Origin of the sequence: Archangium lipolyticum, assembly GCF_024623785.1 — a bacterium.
Classification (GTDB): Bacteria; Myxococcota; Myxococcia; order Myxococcales; family Myxococcaceae; genus Archangium; species Archangium lipolyticum.
In genome coordinates this window covers 939438-956821 of sequence record NZ_JANKBZ010000001.1, presented here as the reverse complement: position 1 = coordinate 956821, position 17384 = coordinate 939438, and the positions used below count along the sequence as shown (strand labels likewise).

Below are 17384 nucleotides of genomic sequence, written 5' to 3'. Positions count from 1 at the left end.
ACAGAACAGGGGGATAAGAGGTCGGGAAATCCCTGACCTTCAGACAAATAATTACTCGCAGGTAAAATGATTCTTCCCTCACCCGAATGGAGTGGGACGCGAGCCGGAAGGAGCTCCCATGCTGCCGCTGAAGCGCTGGTCGCCCGATGACGAGTACGACCTCCTGTCTCCCTCTTTCCGGCAGGATCCGTATCCGGTGCTGCACCGGCTGCGTGCCGAGGAGCCAGTCCACTTCAGCGAGCAGCTCCAGGCCTGGGTGGTCACCCGCCATGACGATGTGCTCACGGGCCTGGCCCATTCCTCCATCTCCGCCGATCGCATCAGCCCGCGCCTGCTGCAGTTCCCGGAGCACCACCGGCCCAAGTTCCGGCCACTGACCCGGCTGCTGTCGATGTGGGCGCTCATGCTGGACAGGCCGGACCACAACCGGTTCCGCACGCTCATCACCAAGGCGATGACCCGCCCCATCATCATGGGATTCCGGCCGATGATCGAGCGCATCGCGAGCGAGCTGGTGGACGAGGCCATCGCCCGGGGCGGGATGGAGGCCATGGCCGATCTGGCCCTGCCGCTGCCGCTCTACGTCATCGCGGAGATCATCGGCGTGCCGCGCGAGAGCATCGGGTTGCTCAAGCGCTGCGCTCTCGACATCGTCAACTTCTTCGGCACTCCGCCCGCCACCTATCTCCCCACCGCCGACGTGGCCATGCGCACCGTCCTCGAGACCGCCGACCACCTGCGCGACCTCATCCGCGAGCGGGAGCGGGAGCCTCGCCCGGATCTGATCAGCGGCCTGCTCGCCGCCCGGGAGGCGGGGGAAGCCCTCGAGGACGACGAGATCATCGCCACCTGCATCCTGATGGTCTTCGCCGGCTTCGAGACCACCTGCAACCTCCTGGGCAATGGCATCCTGCTGCTCGCGAAGCACCCGGAGCAGTTCGCCCTGCTACGGAGCAGGCCGTCGCTGATGCGCGGTGCCGTCGACGAGATCCTCCGCTACGAAACCCCGGTGCAGCGCCTGTCACGGATGGCGCTCGGCGACCTGGTCCTGCGCGGCCGCACCATCCGCAGGAACGATCTGATCTTCTTCATGTCCTCGGCGGCCAACCGGGATCCGGCGATCTTCTCCGACCCGGATCGCTTCGACATCACCCGCGACAGCACCCAACACATCGCGTTCGGTCATTGGATCCACACGTGCCCGGGTTCGACGCTGGCCCACCTGGAGGCGTCGATCGTCTTCGGCGAGCTGTGCCGCCGGGTGTCCGGGCTGCGCCTGGAGAGCGAGGGTCCTCCCCAATGGCAGCAGAACCTGTCCGTGCGCTCCCTGCAGTCGCTTCAGGTGCGCTTCCGCTGAGGCGGGGAATGGAGTCCGACATGCATCACACGCGCATCATCGCCGCTACCCGGTATCTGCCCGAGAAGGTCGTCACCAACCGCGACCTCGTGGAGTCCCACGGCTTTCCCTTCCCGCTGGAGTGGTTCGAGCGCAGCACCACCGGCATCCGCGAGCGGCGCTTCGCCAGTCCCGGGGAGACGACGCTGACCCTGGGGGCCGCGGCGATCCGCCAGCTCCTCGAGAAGACGTCCGTGGCTCCGGAATCGATCGACGTGCTCATCATGACGTCGTCCACCTGCGAGGTGAGCGGGGGGGCCTTCAACCTCGCCCACCTGACCGGGCTGAGGCCTGGAGTGGCCTTCGACATCGCCATTGCCTGCACGGGGTTCGTCCTGGCCCTCGACCTGGCCAACCAGTACCTGCGCGGCGGTGCCGCCAGACGGGTGCTCATCGTGTCGAGCGAGGTCCAGTCCCGGCACGTGTACCTTGGAGCGGACGGCCAGCATCACAAGTTCGCCGCCATCCTCGGAGACGGCGCGGGCGCGGTGCTGCTGGAGCGCGGCGAGGCGCCGGGCGTGGAGGGCACGGGGCGCGCCACGATGCCCGAGCAGTGCCGCAGCGTGTTCCGCTCCAACTACGAGCCGATGCCGGAGTTCCCCCACATTCCCCCGGGGAAGATCCTCTACGCCAACGAGCGGGGCATCGTGAGTGCGTTCCTGCGGCTCCCGATCGAGGTGTGTCACCGCGCGCTCGCCGAGGCCGGTGTGGGCGTCCAGGACGTGCGCTGGTTGGTCTCCCACCAGCCGCAGGTGGACATGCTGGAGGTGCTCCGCAAGGAGCTGGGCTTCGCCCCCGAGCAGCACCCCGTTCACGCCGACCGGTACGGGAACACCTCGTCGGCGTCGATTCCCATCTGCCTGGCGGAGCTGACGGAGGAGGGGAAGCTCCAGCGGGGAGACCGCATGCTGATGCTGGGCATGGGCGCGGGCTTCGCGGCCATGGCCCACGTGATCCGCTTCTGAGCGGGGCTCAGGGGCGCCGCCGCTCCAGGCCGAGCTGCTTGCCGACGAGCACGTCCATCCACCGGTCCGGCATCAGGCGCGGCAGCACCCAGCCGGTGACGTAGGCGGGGACCGCCGTGTAGCGGGCCCTGGGCCGGGGCGTCTCGATGGCATGCTGGATGAGCCGGGCCAGCACCTCCGGCGCGAGTCCCTTGCGGCCCTGGGCGACGAAGAGCTCGCGGAACTTCTCGAGGATGGGTCCATACGGGGTCCGGGCATAGGGGCCGAGGTCCTCCGACTCGGCCTTGTCCCAGATCTCCGTCTTCACCGCGCCCGGCTGGAGGACGATGACGTCGATGCCCCAGATGCGCAGCTCCCGCCGCAGCGTGTCCGACAGCGCCTCGAGGGCGTGCTTGCTGGCGGCGTAGGCTCCGATGAACGGGAACGCCAGGCGCCCGCCGATCGAGCTGACGTTCAGGATGCGCCCCGGAGGATGGGCGTGCCCCTCGCGCGCGCCGAGCAGGGGCAGCGCCGCCCGGGTCACGTTCATCAGCCCGAACACGTTCACGTCGAACTGCCGCCGGAGCTCCTCCGCCGGCAGGTACATGAGCGGCCCCGACACGGCCATGCCAGCGTTGTTGACCAGCGCATCGAGCCCCGCGCCCGCCAGTGTCTCCGTCACCTGGGCGAGCCCCTCCTTCACGGCGGCCTCGTCGGCGACGTCGAACACCAGGGGGATGAAGTTGCCCCCAAGCCGCTCGCTCAAGGCCTGGGCGTCCGCGGTACGCCGGACGCTGCCGAAGACCCGATAGCCCCGAGCCACCAGCTGCTCGGCCGCCGCGCGGCCCATCCCCGTGGACACTCCCGTGATCAACACGTTCTTCATGAGGCCCCACTTTAGTCCGGGCCGGCTGCGTTCGGGGCAACAGGAGAGGAATTGCCTGCTTGTGCCATGCACTCCTCCTTGAGAGGCTCGCGAGAGGAGGATCCGGATGGTTCGCTTCATCTGTATCTTGTTCGGTGCCACGTTGCTCGCCGGCTGCGGGCCGAGCGGAGAGTGTGAGGGCTTCGTGGGCTCCACGCCCATCCGGGGCCGCATCGATGGGGATAGTCTGCTCGACATCCGCCCGACGACATTCCGGCCCCGGCAGGAGGGGGCGCTCGTCCGGGGGGCGCTCCTCCACCTCCGATACGGAGATGGCGCGCTGGATCTGGCGGTGCAGCTCAAGCTTCCGGCGGACCAGGACCTGACGGAGCTACCTCTCGTCATGACCGAGGAGGAGTGGGCGCAACGGCTGCCCCAGGAAGGCGCGGTGTCCCTCTGGAAGGTGGCGGTGCCGTCCGACGCCCCGCGCCTGACGGGCGGGACCTTCTCCGTCGAGCTCGTGGACGCCAACAACCTCCAGGGCCGGTTCGACGCGCGCTTCGAGGACGGCTCGCGGCTCGAGTGCACCTACGACGTCCGGGGCCAGAACTACGTGCCCGGCGACGACCCCACCTACAACGGTCCGCCCTGACTTTCCCTGTTCACTTCCCGTGCGCAGCTTCCGCATCGACGGCGCGACCGCGCCTGGGGTGTGCTATGCGCCCGTCCGGGCCGGATGGGACTTCCAATGCCGGGGCCCTTTCTCCCGGCGAATGAAAGGCATGGATTCGATGGCGTCACTCACCGAGACACTGACCAACGAGACCAAGAAGACGGCGGTCGTCGACGACTGCTGCGCCCTCATCGACGCCGAGGTCGCCGACAAGAGCGGCATCTCGGGTCTCGCCATCAAGGCGGGCTATGGCGCCGTGAAGGGCATCAAGCCCGGCTTCATCCGCCACGCCGTCATCGACCTGCTCCCCGATTTCGCGGCCGCGCTCGAGCCTCTCTTCCAGGAGGCCAGGACCGCCGGCAAGCCGATCTCCGGCTACTTCGCCTCCAACTCCGGCCGCGTCGCCGACGCCCTCCTCACCATCACCGACGGCAAGGTCAAGCGCGCCCAGAGCGGCCTCGTGAAGGGCACCTACGAGAAGCTCCGTGGCACCGCCAAGAAGAACGTCGAGGCCGCCGTTCCCCGCGTCGGCAAGCTCATCGAGAAGCACGCGGGCTGAGAGCCGGCAACCCGTTTCCTCGCGATACCCTCACCCTGTCCCTCTCCCGGAGGGAGAGGGGAGGGGGGTTGGGACTCAGTGCACTCTGGTCTTGAGGAAGACCCGGAGGGCCTCCGCCACGCTCCAGGCCTGCGCGATGCACCCTCGCGGCCGGTAGGGCTCCGTGGCGTCGAAGATCTCGCTGATCTGCCCCAGGCCCGCGTGCTCCAGGTGGGCCTCCAGTCCCTTGAGCAGTGCCCTCGCCGCTCCCTTGTCCGCGTTCACCTTCAGCGTCGCGTCCACGTAGTGGCCGATCAGCCAGCCCCATACCGTCCCCTGGTGGTACGCCGCGTCGCGCGCTCGCAGATCGCCGTCGTACGTCGGCTTGTAGTCCGCGTGCCCCGGCGCCAGGCTCCTCAGGCCCACCGGCGTCAGCAGCTCCTTGCGCACCTTCTCCAGCACCAGCTCCCACTTGTCCCGTCTCAACACCGGGTGTCTCAGTGAGATGGCGAACACCTGGTTGGGCCTCACGGCTGGATCGTTCTTCCCGTCCTCGCCGTCCACCAGGTCGAACAGGCAGGCCTGCTCCGGGTTCCAGAAGCGCCGGTTGAAGCTCACGTAGGTCTGCTCCGCCGCCGCCGCGTACGGCCTCGCGTCCTTCCCCAGCCGCTCCGACCAGTCCACCATCAACCGCAGTGCGTTGAACCACAGCGCGTTGATCTCCACCACCTTCCCGCGCCGCGGTGTCACCACCCAGCCGTCCACCTTCGCGTCCATCCAGGTGAGCTGGTAGCCCTCCTGGCCCTGCTTCAGCAGGCCATCCGAGGGATCCACGCCGATGTTGTGGCGCGTTCCCTTCTGGTGGTGCTCGATGATCTTCACCAGCGTCGGGTAGAAGTCCCGCAGCAGCTCCTCGTCCTTCGTGTGCTCGAGGTACCGGTCCACCGCGTGGAAGAACCACATCGTCGCGTCCGCGGTGTGGTACAGGCCCTCGTTTCCACCCTCGGGGAAGAGGTTCGGCAGCAGGCCATCCCGCACGTAGTGCTGGAAGGTGCGCAGGATGGCGGAGGCCGTGCGGTGCCGGCCCGTGCACAGCGTCAGCCCCTCCAGGGAGATCATCGTGTCCCGGCCCCAGTCCGTGAACCAGTGGTAGCCGGCGATCACCGAGCGCGCGTCCTGGCCCGCCGCCCGGGCCCAGGCATCGTCCGCGGGGCGCATCGGGTCGATGATGAACTGATCCGCCGCCAGCACCAGCCGCGCCGGCACTCCCGTCCGGGCCTCCTCCGGCACCCGCGTCAGCAGCCGCCGCTCGCGCTCGTACTCCAGCTCCAGCGACTCCAGGGGATCCCGCTCCAGCACCACCGCGTCCTCCGTGGTGATGCCCATGGCCAGGTGCTCACCCGGCTTCAGGGTGCACTCGAAGTAGCCCGGGCTCGTCAGCGTCTCCACCGAGTCGTACCCGCGGGACTTCTCCACCCGGTAGAACTGGGGCGCGCTCTCCTCGGTGAGGCCCACGAAGGGGGTGGCATGTCGCGAGTAGAGGCGCATCCGCATGGGCGGTGCGTGGTCATCGGCCCGTATCTCCACGAGAGAGCCCCTCAATTGAACGATGGGCTCCAGCGGCGCCTGGTGCAGCTTGTCGTCATGCATGCGCGAGGCGGGGAAGGGCCGCAGCCGCAGCGTCAGCTCCGGCCCCGACAGGTGCTCCCACACCATGATGAGCGTGTTCTCCCCGTGCACCAGCGCCAGCTTGCGCTGGAGGCGCGTCTCGCCCACCTGGTAGAGCCAGTGGGGCACCAGTCCGTGCAGGTGGAAGCCTCGCAGCAGCGTGGCGCACTCGGCTACCTGCGTCCCGTCCGCGTGCTCCTCCGCGTCCAGCCGGTACGTCCTGCCGCCCGCCACGGCGTGCTCGCTCAGCCGCGCCAGCAGCACCGTGCGGCCCCGCTTTTCCACGCCGGGGATGAACAGCCCGTGGTAGCGCCGCGTGTTGCTCCGCGCCACCGTGCCCGAGGCGTATCCACCCCGTCCGTTGGTCACGAGCCACTCGCGGGTGATGATGTCCGACGAGTCAGCCCCCGAGGGCCACTCGAAGGCGATCCGGGGCAGGGCGGGGCTCTCAGTTCCAGCAGGGCTCACGTCTTCGTCTCCTCACTCTCGAACACGAGCGCCGTCTGCCCGGCCACTCGCATGCGCGCTCCGTCCAGGAAGTCCGGAGCTCCCATTCCGCCGTAGCGGACCTGCTCAGAAGCCAGAAGGAGGTTCCACTTATTTCCCGCGGGCGGCGCCAACAGCGGTTCGGGGCACGGGGCCACTTCCAGCTCCGTTCCGAGGTTGAGCAGCACCAGGCGGTCGCCCTCCTGCTCGCTTCCGAAATAGCGCAACACCAGGGCGTGCGGCGACAGCACCGCCCCCGCGAGCTGTTTCAGATCCTGTCTCGCGAATACCGGATCCTCCCGCCGCAGCTTCAGCAGATCCCCGTGCAGCGCCAGCGCTTCCGTATTCCGTTCGCGCTCGGCCCAGTCCAGCTTGGACAGGCGGAAGGCCTCCTCGCCGAAGGGCACCTTGTATCCCTCCACCTCCAGGGCCTGGCGGGCGCTCGGGAACTGCGAGAGGAAGTCATTGCGCCCCTTGCGCACCAGCTCCTGCAGCTCCGAGTGGTGGTCCACGAAGTAGAGGAAGGGCGAGGAGGAGAAGAACTCCTGCCCCATGAAGAGCATGGGCGTCTGGGGCAGCAGCAGGAAGAACGTCGTCAGCGCCCGCGCCCTCGCCGGCCCCGTCTGTTGTTGCAGCCGCTCGCCCTTCAGGGCATTGGCGATCTGATCGTGGTTCTGCAGGTAGAAGACGGCGTGCTTCGCCTCGGTGTGCAGCAGCGGCGAGCCCCGGGGCTTCTTCTGCCACTTGTAGTACTGCCCCTGGTAGAGCGAGTTGCGCAGCGCGCACGACAGCAACTCCTGCGCGGTGCCGCAGTAGTCCACCAGATAGGCCTCGGAGCGGCCCGTCGACGCCACCTTCGCCGAGTGGTGGAAGTCGTCCACCCAGAGGGCATCCGCTCCGTACCCTCCTTGCGCCGGCGGCGTCACCAGCTTCACGTCCTGCGGTTCGTTCTCCCCGATGAGCAGGACGCGCCGCCTGCCCGCCGCCTCGCGCACCCGTTCGATCAGCTCTCCCACGATGTGCCGGGGCGAGGCGTCGTACAGGCTCTGCGTGGCGTCCAGGCGCAGCCCATCGAAGTGGTACTCGGCCACCCAATAGCAGGCGTTCTGGATGAAGAAGTCGCGCGAGGGGCCGGCCGCCTCTCCGTCATCGAAGTTGGTGGGGTCGCCCCACTCGTTGGGGTACTTCTTGTTGAAGTAGCCCTCGGCGTACTGGGACAGGTAGTTCCCGTCCGGCCCGAGGTGGTTGTAGACGACGTCCACGATGATGCCGAGCCCCAGCCGGTGGGCCTCGTCCACCAGGCGCCGCAGATCATCCGGGCGGCCATAGGCCGGGTGGGGCGCGAAGAGCTGCACGCCGTCATAGCCCCAGTTGAAGCGGCCCGGGCAGGTGTGCAGAGGCATCAGCTCCAGCGTGGTGACGCCCAGCTCCTTCAACAGGGGCAGCTTGCGGGCCGCCGCCTCATAGGTTCCCTCGGGCGTGAAGGTGCCCACGTGCAGCTCATAGAGGACCTGGCCCTCGAGCGTGACGCCCGGCCAGCCGCCGTCCTTCCAGGCGTAGCGCGAGGGATCCACTACCTGCGAGGGGCCATGCGGGCCCTCGGGCTGGAACCGGGAGCAGGGATCTGGAAAGGCCTCTCCCCCATCCAGCCGGTATTTATAGAGGCTGCCCACGGGCACGGGGAGGGTCCCCTCGAAGTAGCCGCGTCCCGAGGACTCCAAGGGGAGGTAGCGTAGGCCGCTGGTCTCGTGGACACAGACGTCCACCCGGCGGCGCCGCGGTGCCCACACCCGGAAATGGGTGCGGCCATCATCGAGCAGGCGCGCGCCCAGGGTGAGTTGGAAGCTTCCGGTCCCCACGGGATCCTCCCAGGCAGAAGCGGGATGTACTCAGGTACAGGGTGCGCAGTCCCACGAAGGGGGGAAAGCCTCGCCACTCCCGGCGCCCCGCCAGGGGCGTCGAGTGCCTGCCTGCCTGTTCGTCGTCTGGAGGGCGCCCGACACCTCGAGCGACCCTCCCACCCCCCGTACTGAAATCTCTACTTCGACTTCGCCAGCTCAGGCTTCCTTCGCCACCCCGGCCGGTGCCACCTCCTTGCTACCGCTCAACACCGAGCTCCCCGCGAGCAGGCCCACGCCCACCAGTGCCAGCGTGGCCGCCTCCGCATAGGTGCCCAGCACCGAACCGAGCAGCGTCATCATCCCCGCCCCCACCGTGAACATCGCGATCACCGCTCCCGCCGCCTTACTCATAGCCGCCGTCCACTCTCCTCGGTGCCCCGTCCCTTCCCAGTACGGGCTCCGCTGGAACCAGATACAAACGGCGTGCCGCGCTCCGCCCCGAGAAAATGGGCAAAACCCCGGCACACCGTGAGAAAAGTCTTTCCCCCTCCGAGGGCACCGCGGGCTGTTCTTCGCTCCCACCCCCGCGGCCGATGCCGGAATTTTTTCCCGGACATCCGCCCCGCTTCCGACTGGCTGTAGCGCGTAACCCACGACGATCCGGGGACTTTGCCATCGTGAGGCCTTTGGCACACCCGCTGCTAAGGCCCTCCCCGAACACATGGTTCCTGTTCTTCCGATGGATGACAGGGACGTTGGGGAGAGGCGAGCGATGGGAAAAACGAGCGCGAGGTGGTGGGTGGTGCTGGGGTTGCTCCTCCTGTCGGGGTGCGCCCACCGAGCCACGGCGCGGGTGGACAATTCGGACCAGCCGTACCGCATCGGCCGTGAGGACATCCTGGATGTGGCGGTGTGGCGTGACGCGGATCTCTCGCGCACCCTGCCGGTGCGCCCGGACGGTTTCATCTCCATGCCCATGGTGGGCGAGGTGAAGGCCGAGGGCCGTACGCCCACCGAGTTGGCCGATGAGCTGCGCGAGGCCCTCAAGCCTTACGTGCAGGAGCCCCGGGTGACGGTGATCGTCCGCGAGGTGAACAGCAGCCGCGTCTTCATCACGGGGGAGGTGGCCAACCCTGGCGCCTACCCGCTGCGTGGCCGCGTGTCCATCCTGCAGGCCATTGCCCTGGCGGGTGGCTTCACGGACTTCGCGGATCGCGAGGGCATCGTCGTCCTGCGCCGCACGGGCTCGGACGGCAACTACATCCCCGTGAGCTACAGCGAGCTGGTGGACGAGCCGGACAAGTTCGAGCCGCTCATCCTGCGGCCGGGGGACACCGTCATCGTCAAGTAGTGCGGAGGCAGGGGCCGGAGCGTGCCGTTTCGGGGTCGGAGTGCGGGGATGGAGGGTGCCGTGAGACGTTCATGGAAGGGATGGGTGGCGGCGGCGGTGGTGTGTGGTGCCGCTCCGGCCGCGCTCGCGGCCACGGTGGTGGAGCCTCGGGCCAGGCTGTCGCTCGAGGAGCGCTACGACGATGACTTCCGTCTGAGTGAGACGGGCGACATCGATGGTCAGCTGATGACGAAGCTGACGCCGCGGTTCGGGCTGGACGTGAAGGATCCGACGCTGACGTTGGAGAGCTTCTACGCGGCGGACCTGCTCATGCGGCATGGTTCCGGGAAGGTGTCCCTGGACCACCGTCTGGGATTGTCGGTGCGCAAGCTGCTGTCGCGCCGCCTGCGGGTGGAGGTCTCCGGTGGCATCTACCGGGTGACGGATCCCGCCTCCCTGCCTCGCGAGAGCGTGGCGCGCGCCGCCCAGCCCGTCCTCTATGGACAGACGCGGATGTATGTCTCGGGGCGGCTGAGCCGGCAGGTGGACGTGGGCGCCGGCTACGGGTTCGAGGGCGTGCGGATGCTGTACGGAGACCGGACCCCCGGCTTCGTGCACAACCCGTACGCGGAGATCTGGCTGCGCACCACGCGCAGGCTCTCCCTGGGCGCGGAGTACCGCTATCAGGGCTTCATCTTCGGCGACAGCTTCGATCAGTCGCACGGAGTCTCCGCGGCCCTGCGCTACCGGCTCACGAGGCAGACCACCTTCACGGCCCGCGGCGGTCCGGTGTCCTTCCTCGGTGGGGATGGCACCCGCGGCCTGGTGCCCCGGGTGAAGCTGGAGCTGCTGCACGAGGCGAGGCGCTTCGACCTGGGCGTCATCGCGGGACATGACCTGGTGGGCGCGAGCGGTTTCGCCAACGTGTTGTGGGCGGACTACGCGGGCATGGTGTTCAACCACCACTTCAGCCAACGGCTGTCCGTCTATGGCGCCGCCAGCTTCTTCCGCAACGGGCGGGCGCCGGGAGAAGGGGCCTTCACCTTCAATGGAGGCCCGCGAGTGGCCCAGGGCTACGCACTGGGAGCGGGAGTCGAGTTCAAGATCAATCGGTATGTGTCGATGCAGGGTGCCGTGGATCGCATCGCCCAGGTGGGCGTGGACGAGGCCGCGGAGGACGTGAACCTGACCCGGAATGTCGCGGCTGTCCGCCTGCACATGACGGCCTGGTAGTTGAGCTGGAGCGACAAGGTGGAGCGAGGAGGAGGAGCGCACATGGAGCGTGGGATGACGGCAGACCAGGTGCTGAAGGCACTGTGGCGCCGAAAGGTGCTGGTCGGGGCCATCGTGCTGGGAGTGTTCGCGGTGGGAGCCGCCATCGTGTTGAGCCAGCCGAAGGTGTACGAGGCGACGGCGGTGGTGCGAGTGCAGCCGCAGCGGCCGGGTGAGGAGATGGTGCAGCGCACCGTCAGTGAGCTGGTGGAGCAGCGCCTGCTCACCGTCCGCCAGGAGTTGATGTCCCGCCCCGTCCTTCAGCGGGCCATCGAGGAGATGAACCTCTATCCGGAGATCGTCTCCGAGGACGGCATCGAGGCCGCCGTCACCCGCATGCGCAAGGATCTCACCGTGCGCGTGGAGGGGGAGAGCGCCTTCGAGCTGACGTACGCGAGTCATGATCCTCAAGTGGCCGCGCAGGTGGCCAACCGGCTGCCGCAGCTGTTCTCCGAGCAGGCGCTCAAGTCGCGCCAGGAGCAGGCGGCCCGGGCCACGCAGCTCTTCCAGGACGAGCTGACGTCGCTCTCCAAGAGCGTCACCGACTGGGAGCGGAAGATCGCCCAGTTCAAGGTGGATCACCTGGGTGAGCTGCCCGAGCAGCTGGAGATGAACATGCGCGGGCTGGAGCGCGTGGGCGCGCTGCTGCAGACGAAGTCCGAGGAGCTGCGCGTGGCCGAGGCCCGCCGCTCCGAGCTGGCGCGGGCTCGCAATGCCGCGGACAGCGAGGCGGGCCGTCTCGAGTCCGCCGAGCACTCGCTCACCCAGCAGCTGGTGGCCGCCCGCTCCTCGTGGACGGGGGATCACCCCGAGGTGAAGCGGCTGTCCCAGGAGCTCTCCTCCATGCGTGAGAGGCGCAAGGACGCCGAGAGCCGCCAGTGGGTGGAGCGTCAGGAGCGCGCTCGTGTGAGCGACCTCATCGCCACCATCCAGAAGGACATCGACGCCCTGCACCAGCAGGCCGGTGACTACCAGAAGCGGCTGGACCGCACCCCGCAGTGGGCCCACGAGCTGGGCGTGCTGCAGCGCGACTACGAGATCGCCCGCACCAAGTACCAGAGCGTGGTGTCCCGCCGCGTGGAGGCGGAGATCGCCCAGGATCTGGAGATGAAGAGCGCCGAGAGCCTCTTCCACGTCGTGTCCCCGGCGGGCGTGCCGACGATCGCCGCCAGGCCGGACCGGGTGAGCGGGATGATCATCGCCTTCCTGGTGGCCCTGGGCCTGGGGGTGCTCATCACGGTGGTGCTGGAGATGCGTGACGACAGCATCCGCGACACCGAGGAGCTGCGCGACCGCCTGCCCCTCCCCGTGCTCGCGGTGGTCCCGAACATGCAAGGCAAGGCGGAGAAGCGGGTGCTGATGCCCGCGACCGGAGTGCGAAATGGTGTCGTGCCCCCGTCTTCGTCGGACTCGCCGCTGAACTAGGGGTCTTCGGGTGAACAACGCGGAATCGGAGAGGAACAAGATGGAACAGACCATGGAGAGGGCGGGAAATTTCCTTCCTCGCGTTGACGACGCCGCGGGCTCGCCGAACGCGGTGGACAAGCGGGTGGTGTCGCTGACGGCGCCCGCCTCGAGCGCGGCGGAGCAGTACCGCAGCCTCTACTACCGGCTGGAGCGGATGCGCGAGCTGCGGCCCCTGAAGGTGGTGGGCGTCACCTCGGCCATGCCCGGCGAGGGCAAGACGGTGACGACGGTGAACCTGGCCCTGGCGGCGGCCCGGGCCAATCCGGAGCGGCGCATCCTCCTCATCGACGCGGACCTGCGCCGCGGCCAGGTGGCGGACGTGCTGGGCATCAGGGGCCGGCCGGGCCTGTCGGAGCTGCTGGCCGGGGAGTGTGAGATCCGCGACCTGGTGCGCCGCTTCCAGGCCACCCGCATGGCCGTCATCACCGCGGGCGGCACGCCCGAGGAGCCCACCCAGGCGCTCGCCAGCGCGAGGATGAAGCAGTTCCTCAAGGTGGTGCGCGATCACTTCGACGAGGTGTACGTGGACCTGCCGCCCACGCTGCCCTTCGCGGACTCGGCCATCCTGGGCCACCAGACGGACGGGCTGCTCATGGTGGTGCGCGCCAACGTCACCCCGGCCCGGGCGGTCAACCAGGCCGTGGAGCAGCTGGGCGGCGCGCCCATCCTGGGCTGCGTGCTCAACGGGGCGGAGCTGAGCGACACCCCGTATCTGAAGAACTACGTCAGGAAGTAGTGGGTCCACATCCGGCCGCGCGGGAAGGGGACGCGCGGCCGGATGTCGTGGCACCGGGCGATGGTGAGGCGGTCGGAGGGAGATACGTGCTTCGGGTTTTCCACCATTACTTTTCATCCAGGAAGCTGGCGCTCTTCGTGATCGAGAGCGTCGCCATCGCCCTCACCTGTCTGATGGGCGCGGTGGGCTGCGCGACGATTCTGGCGCCGGCCAACAGCCACATGCCGCTGGCCCAGTCCGTGCCAGCGTTGATCCTGCTGGGGGCCACCTTCGTCCCCACGTTCCAGTTCTCGCTCTACCTGATGGATCTGTACGACCTGCGGGTGGCGGCGGAGGACCGGAGCCGGGGGGCGCGGTTGCTCAAGGCCGCGGGGGTGACGACGGCCGTCGTCGGGGTGTTGATGATGCTGGCGCCGGCGGTGCTGCCGGTGCAGCTGCCTCCGGGCGCGCTGCTGGGCGGCGGCATGGGGGCCTTCGCGGGGACGCTGCTGGTGCGGGCCTCGCTGCGCGCGGTGGTGGGCAACCCCAGCCGGGTGCTCATCGTGGGCGATGGGCTCAAGGCGCGCGCGGTGGCCACGCTCATCGAGCAGGGGGGCGAGGACGCCTTCCAGGTGGTGGCCCTGGTGGACCCGCGCGCGCCGCTGGCCAACGGGCGGGCGCCGGATCCGGTGGACGTGGTGGCCGAGCGGTACAAGGCCGGATTCGTGGTGCAGGCCATGGACGACATGCGCGGGGGCCAGTGGATGGACGCGCTGCTGCGCTGCCGCCTGGCGGGGCGCCGGGTGTATGACGCCACGGGCTTCTGCGAGCGCGTGCTGCGCCGGATTCCGGTGGCGCACCTGCGCACCAGCGACTTCGCCTTCGCGGACGAGCTGACGGTCTCGCCCGTGCGGCGCGCGGCCAAGCGCGTCTTCGACATCCTCGTGGCCTCGGTGCTGCTGCTGTGCGCCGCGCCCTTCCTGGTGCTGGTGGTGCTGGCCATCAAGCTGGACTCCAAGGGCCCCATCTTCTACCGGCAGGAGCGCACGGGCCTGGGAGGCAAGCCGTACGGGCTGTGGAAGTTCCGCAGCATGCGCACGGACGCGGAGAAGGATGGCGCGGTGTGGGCCCGGGCCAATGACGACCGCGTGACGCGGGTGGGCCGATTCATCCGCAAGACGCGCATCGACGAGATTCCCCAGGTCTTCAACGTGTTGATGGGGGACATGAGCTTCGTGGGGCCGCGGCCGGAGCGCCCCGTCTTCGTCGAGCAGCTCAAGCAGCAGATTCCCTTCTACGGGCTGCGCGAGGCGGTGAAGCCCGGCCTGACGGGGTGGGCGCAGATCCGCTACCCGTACGGGGCGTCGGTGGAGGATGCGCGGAACAAGCTGGAGTTCGACCTGTACTACGTGAAGAACGGCTCGCTGTTCCTGGACATGGGCATCATCTTCCACACGGTGAGGCACGTGTTGTTGGCGCGGGGAGCGCGGTAGGACGGGCCGGAGGGGCTCGGGGCTGGCACCGCCGGGGAGGGCCCGGCGGTGGGTGTGTCGGATGGGCGTTGGAGAGGGGTAGGGGACATGCTCGAGTCGGAATCGTCTCTCGATGAGGCGTGGGAGAGGGATGCGCGCGCGGAGCGCCGGACGGCGAACCGGAACGAGCTGCTTCAGGCGCTCGATGTCCGGCCGACGCGGATCGTGGCCATGGGCGGAGGGACGGGACTTCCCATGGTGCTCAAGGGCCTGGCCCGCCGGGCCTCGCCGAAGGTGGGGGATCCGGGCCTGGACATCACCGCCGTGGTGGCGATGAGTGATGACGGAGGGAGCTCGGGCCGGCTGCGGCGCACGCGCGGGGTGCTGCCCCCCGGGGACGTGCGCAACTGCCTGGTGGCCCTGGCCGGGGGGAAGACGAACAACCCCCTGAGCGAGGTGTTCCAGTACCGCTTCGGCGGGAAGAAGGGGCTGGCGGGCCACGCGGTGGGCAACCTGCTGATCGCCGCGCTCGCCGAGCTCAAGGGCGACTTCCTGGAGGCGGTGCGCGTCTCCGGGGAGCTGCTGGGGGTGAAGGGCCGGGTGCTGCCCAGCACCACGTCGCCGGTGCAGCTGGTGGCGCAGATGGAGGACTCCACCGAGGTGGTGGGCGAGCGCAACATCAGCCGCGCCCATGGCCGCATCCGCAAGGTGCTGCTCAGCCCCCGCTCGCCGCCGCCGGTGGACGGGCTGCTGGAGGCCATCTACACGGCGGACCTCATCGCCATCGGCCCGGGCTCGTTGTACTCGAGCCTGATGCCCAACCTGCTGGTGGACGGGGTGGCCCGGGCGCTGTGCGAGACGCGGGCGCTCAAGGTGATGGTGGCCAACCTGATGACGCAGCCGGGCGAGACGGACGGCATGGACTGTCTGGACCACGTGCGCGCCGTCATCGACCACGTGGGCCCGGTGCTGGACGCGGTGCTGCTCAACGGCACCGCGCCCTCCGAGGAGGCCGCCCGCCGCTATGCGCTCAAGGGCTCGTTTCCGGTCCGGGTGGATCGCCGCGCCCTGCTCAGCGCGGGCGTCGTGCCGGTGGAGGCGGACCTCCTCAAGGAGGGCCCTCGCATCCGGCACGACAGCGGCAAGGTGGCGCGCTGCCTGATGAAGATGGCGCGCAGCGGCCTGTAGTGGGGTGGGGCCCCGGCTCCGGGGCCCCTCACGCCGCCCGGGACTGGGAGACGGAGACCGGCTCCGGCCTCCGCTTCAGGGCGGCGGCGTCGGGCCGGGTGGTGAGCGCCTTGAGCACCATCCGCGGGGAGAAGAGGGCCGCGGGTGATTCGAGCATGTGCATCACCCGGAGGAAGACGCGGAGTGCTTCCTCGTCGTGGCTCGCGAGCCGGTGGAGCCGATCTCCGAGCCAGTTCAGCGGTCCGCTCACGGGCGAGCGTGTGCCCTCCACCTCCGGGAAGCGGAGATCTCCACTGGTGGCGAGCGACCAGGGCACCTCGAGGAGCTGGCCCACCCGCTGCCGGTGGCGTTGAGAGGCGCCGCCCAGACCCTGACGCAGGCACTCGCCCAGCACCTGGGCCTGCAGCGCGGCCGTGGTCATGCCCTGGCCGTAGACGGGGTTGAACGAGCAGGACGCATCTCCCACCAGCGCCAGGCCCTCGGGGAAGCGCGGCATCCGCTCGTAGTGGCGCCGCTGGTTGTGGGAGAAGCGGAAGACGGTGATGGGGGAGAGCGGCTCGGTGTGCCGCAACACCTCATGGAGGTAGGGATCGCGCAGGCTCCGGGCGAACTCGAGGTAGCCGGCGTCGTCCAGGGCCGGGTGATCGCCCAGCCAGCCGCACATGGAGATCAGCCAGCGGTCTCCCTCGATGTTCACGAACGAGCCCAGCCGCCGCTCCCTGGGCAGCTCGGGCGCGATGTTCAGCATCTTCCAGCCGGGATTGAAGCCCGGAGGCATCCGGACGAGCCGGCTGGCGTAGACCACGTCGACGTGGATGCGCGTCTCCTCCACCCGGGGGTAGCCCAGCGCCTCCAGCCACTGGGGGGTGCGCGAGCCGCGGCCACTGGCATCCACCACCAGCTCGCCCTCGAGCGTCTCCTCCTCGCCGCCACCCGGGGCCCGGAGCTGGATGCCAGTGACGCGGGAGTGCGCCGCGCTCGTCAGGAAGCCGGTCACCTCGCGGCCCTCGACGAGGCGCACGTTGGACAGGGCCAGGAGCCGCTTGCGTGTCACCCACTCCAGCAGGGGCCGGCTCTGCGCATGGAAGGAGATGCCGCTCTGGAAGCGCGGGCGCCAGATGCCGGACATGTACCAGGCGTGATCCCCGGTCATGTCCAGGCACCGGGACCCGGCGGCCTCGAGATCCTCCCGGAAGCCGGGGAAGACGTCACGGAGGATGTTCATTCCGCGCGTGAGCAGCCCGTGGACGTGCATCCCCTGGGGGACGCCCTTGCGCGGCTGGGGCCCGTCCTCGAAGCGGTCCCGCTCCACCAGCGTGACGCGCTCGAAGTGACGGGACAGCACGCCCGCCGCGACCAGCCCGGCCATGCTGCCTCCGTAGACGACGGCGTGCCCGCCGGCCGGCGTGGAGGAACGGGAGTCCGGAGTGCTCATGTGATCCTCAGCACTGGGAAGAGGTACCGGGATTCTAGGCGACCTCCGCCGTGGAGTCGAATCGGGTAACCCGGCACGTACCGCCTCCGAGTTT

At 69.1% G+C, this 17384-nt stretch carries 15 protein-coding genes; 10 read left to right on the top strand and 5 right to left on the bottom strand.

Features of this window, described 5'->3' with window-relative positions:
• Positions 1-118: 118 nt before the first annotated feature.
• Both NR810_RS03620 and NR810_RS03615 read left to right on the top strand, forming a co-directional pair.
• On the top strand, positions 119-1357 hold the full coding sequence (locus tag NR810_RS03620; RefSeq protein WP_257447728.1) for a cytochrome P450: 1239 nt from the start codon (positions 119-121) through the stop codon (positions 1355-1357).
• Positions 1358-1377: 20 nt separating this feature from the next.
• The gene (locus NR810_RS03615) at positions 1378-2361 is read left to right on the top strand and encodes a 3-oxoacyl-ACP synthase III family protein (protein ID WP_257447726.1); all 984 of its coding nucleotides are present in this window, start codon (positions 1378-1380) and stop codon (positions 2359-2361) included.
• A 7-nt stretch (positions 2362-2368) separates the two neighbouring features.
• On the opposite strand, the gene NR810_RS03610 is transcribed toward NR810_RS03615, so the two are convergent.
• Positions 2369-3226 carry an SDR family oxidoreductase gene (locus tag NR810_RS03610; protein ID WP_257447724.1) on the bottom strand — a complete coding sequence of 286 codons (858 nt, stop codon included), beginning with the start codon at positions 3224-3226 and terminating at the stop codon, positions 2369-2371.
• Positions 3227-3332: 106 nt separating this feature from the next.
• Here NR810_RS03610 and NR810_RS03605 point away from each other — a divergent pair, with 106 nt between their 5' ends.
• Both NR810_RS03605 and NR810_RS03600 read left to right on the top strand, forming a co-directional pair.
• Positions 3333-3857 carry a hypothetical protein gene (locus NR810_RS03605; RefSeq protein WP_257447722.1) on the top strand — a complete coding sequence of 175 codons (525 nt, stop codon included), beginning with the start codon at positions 3333-3335 and terminating at the stop codon, positions 3855-3857.
• Positions 3858-3987: 130 nt separating this feature from the next.
• On the top strand, positions 3988-4437 hold the full coding sequence (locus tag NR810_RS03600; RefSeq protein WP_257447719.1) for a DUF6918 family protein: 450 nt from the start codon (positions 3988-3990) through the stop codon (positions 4435-4437).
• A gap of 75 nt (positions 4438-4512) precedes the next feature.
• Here the strand turns inward: NR810_RS03600 and NR810_RS03595 are convergent, their stop codons facing one another.
• The 3 genes from NR810_RS03595 to NR810_RS03585 form a co-directional block, all read right to left on the bottom strand.
• A complete protein-coding gene (locus NR810_RS03595) occupies positions 4513-6552 on the bottom strand; it encodes an amylo-alpha-1,6-glucosidase (RefSeq protein ID WP_257447717.1) in 2040 nt (679 codons plus the stop codon).
• Positions 6549-8429, bottom strand: a complete 1881-nt coding sequence (gene treZ, locus NR810_RS03590; protein ID WP_257447715.1) for a malto-oligosyltrehalose trehalohydrolase — start codon at positions 8427-8429, stop codon at positions 6549-6551. Before treZ ends, NR810_RS03595 begins: the two co-directional genes overlap by 4 nt.
• 198 nt (positions 8430-8627) lie before the next feature.
• Entirely contained in the window at positions 8628-8822 is a 195-nt protein-coding gene (locus NR810_RS03585) for a hypothetical protein (RefSeq protein WP_257447713.1), read from the bottom strand.
• A 361-nt stretch (positions 8823-9183) separates the two neighbouring features.
• Here NR810_RS03585 and NR810_RS03580 point away from each other — a divergent pair, with 361 nt between their 5' ends.
• The 6 genes from NR810_RS03580 to NR810_RS03555 all read left to right on the top strand — a co-directional run bounded on the left by NR810_RS03580 (position 9184) and on the right by NR810_RS03555 (position 15855).
• Entirely contained in the window at positions 9184-9762 is a 579-nt protein-coding gene (locus NR810_RS03580) for a polysaccharide biosynthesis/export family protein (RefSeq protein ID WP_257447711.1), read from the top strand.
• A 60-nt stretch (positions 9763-9822) separates the two neighbouring features.
• Complete coding sequence (locus NR810_RS03575) at positions 9823-10974, top strand: hypothetical protein (protein ID WP_257447708.1); 1152 nt, start codon at positions 9823-9825, stop codon at positions 10972-10974.
• 42 nt (positions 10975-11016) lie between these two features.
• The gene (locus NR810_RS03570; RefSeq protein ID WP_257447705.1) at positions 11017-12438 is read left to right on the top strand and encodes a GumC family protein; all 1422 of its coding nucleotides are present in this window, start codon (positions 11017-11019) and stop codon (positions 12436-12438) included.
• Between the two features lie 40 nt (positions 12439-12478).
• Entirely contained in the window at positions 12479-13216 is a 738-nt protein-coding gene (locus tag NR810_RS03565; RefSeq protein ID WP_257447703.1) for a CpsD/CapB family tyrosine-protein kinase, read from the top strand.
• Between the two features lie 86 nt (positions 13217-13302).
• Positions 13303-14688 (top strand): sugar transferase, encoded by a 1386-nt coding sequence (locus NR810_RS03560; RefSeq protein WP_257447700.1) that lies wholly within the window; start codon positions 13303-13305, stop codon positions 14686-14688.
• An 87-nt stretch (positions 14689-14775) separates the two neighbouring features.
• Positions 14776-15855, top strand: a complete 1080-nt coding sequence (locus tag NR810_RS03555; RefSeq protein WP_257447697.1) for a gluconeogenesis factor YvcK family protein — start codon at positions 14776-14778, stop codon at positions 15853-15855.
• Between the two features lie 28 nt (positions 15856-15883).
• Here the strand turns inward: NR810_RS03555 and NR810_RS03550 are convergent, their stop codons facing one another.
• A complete protein-coding gene (locus NR810_RS03550) occupies positions 15884-17290 on the bottom strand; it encodes an FAD-dependent oxidoreductase (RefSeq protein WP_257447694.1) in 1407 nt (468 codons plus the stop codon).
• Between the last annotated feature and the right edge of the window lie 94 nt (positions 17291-17384).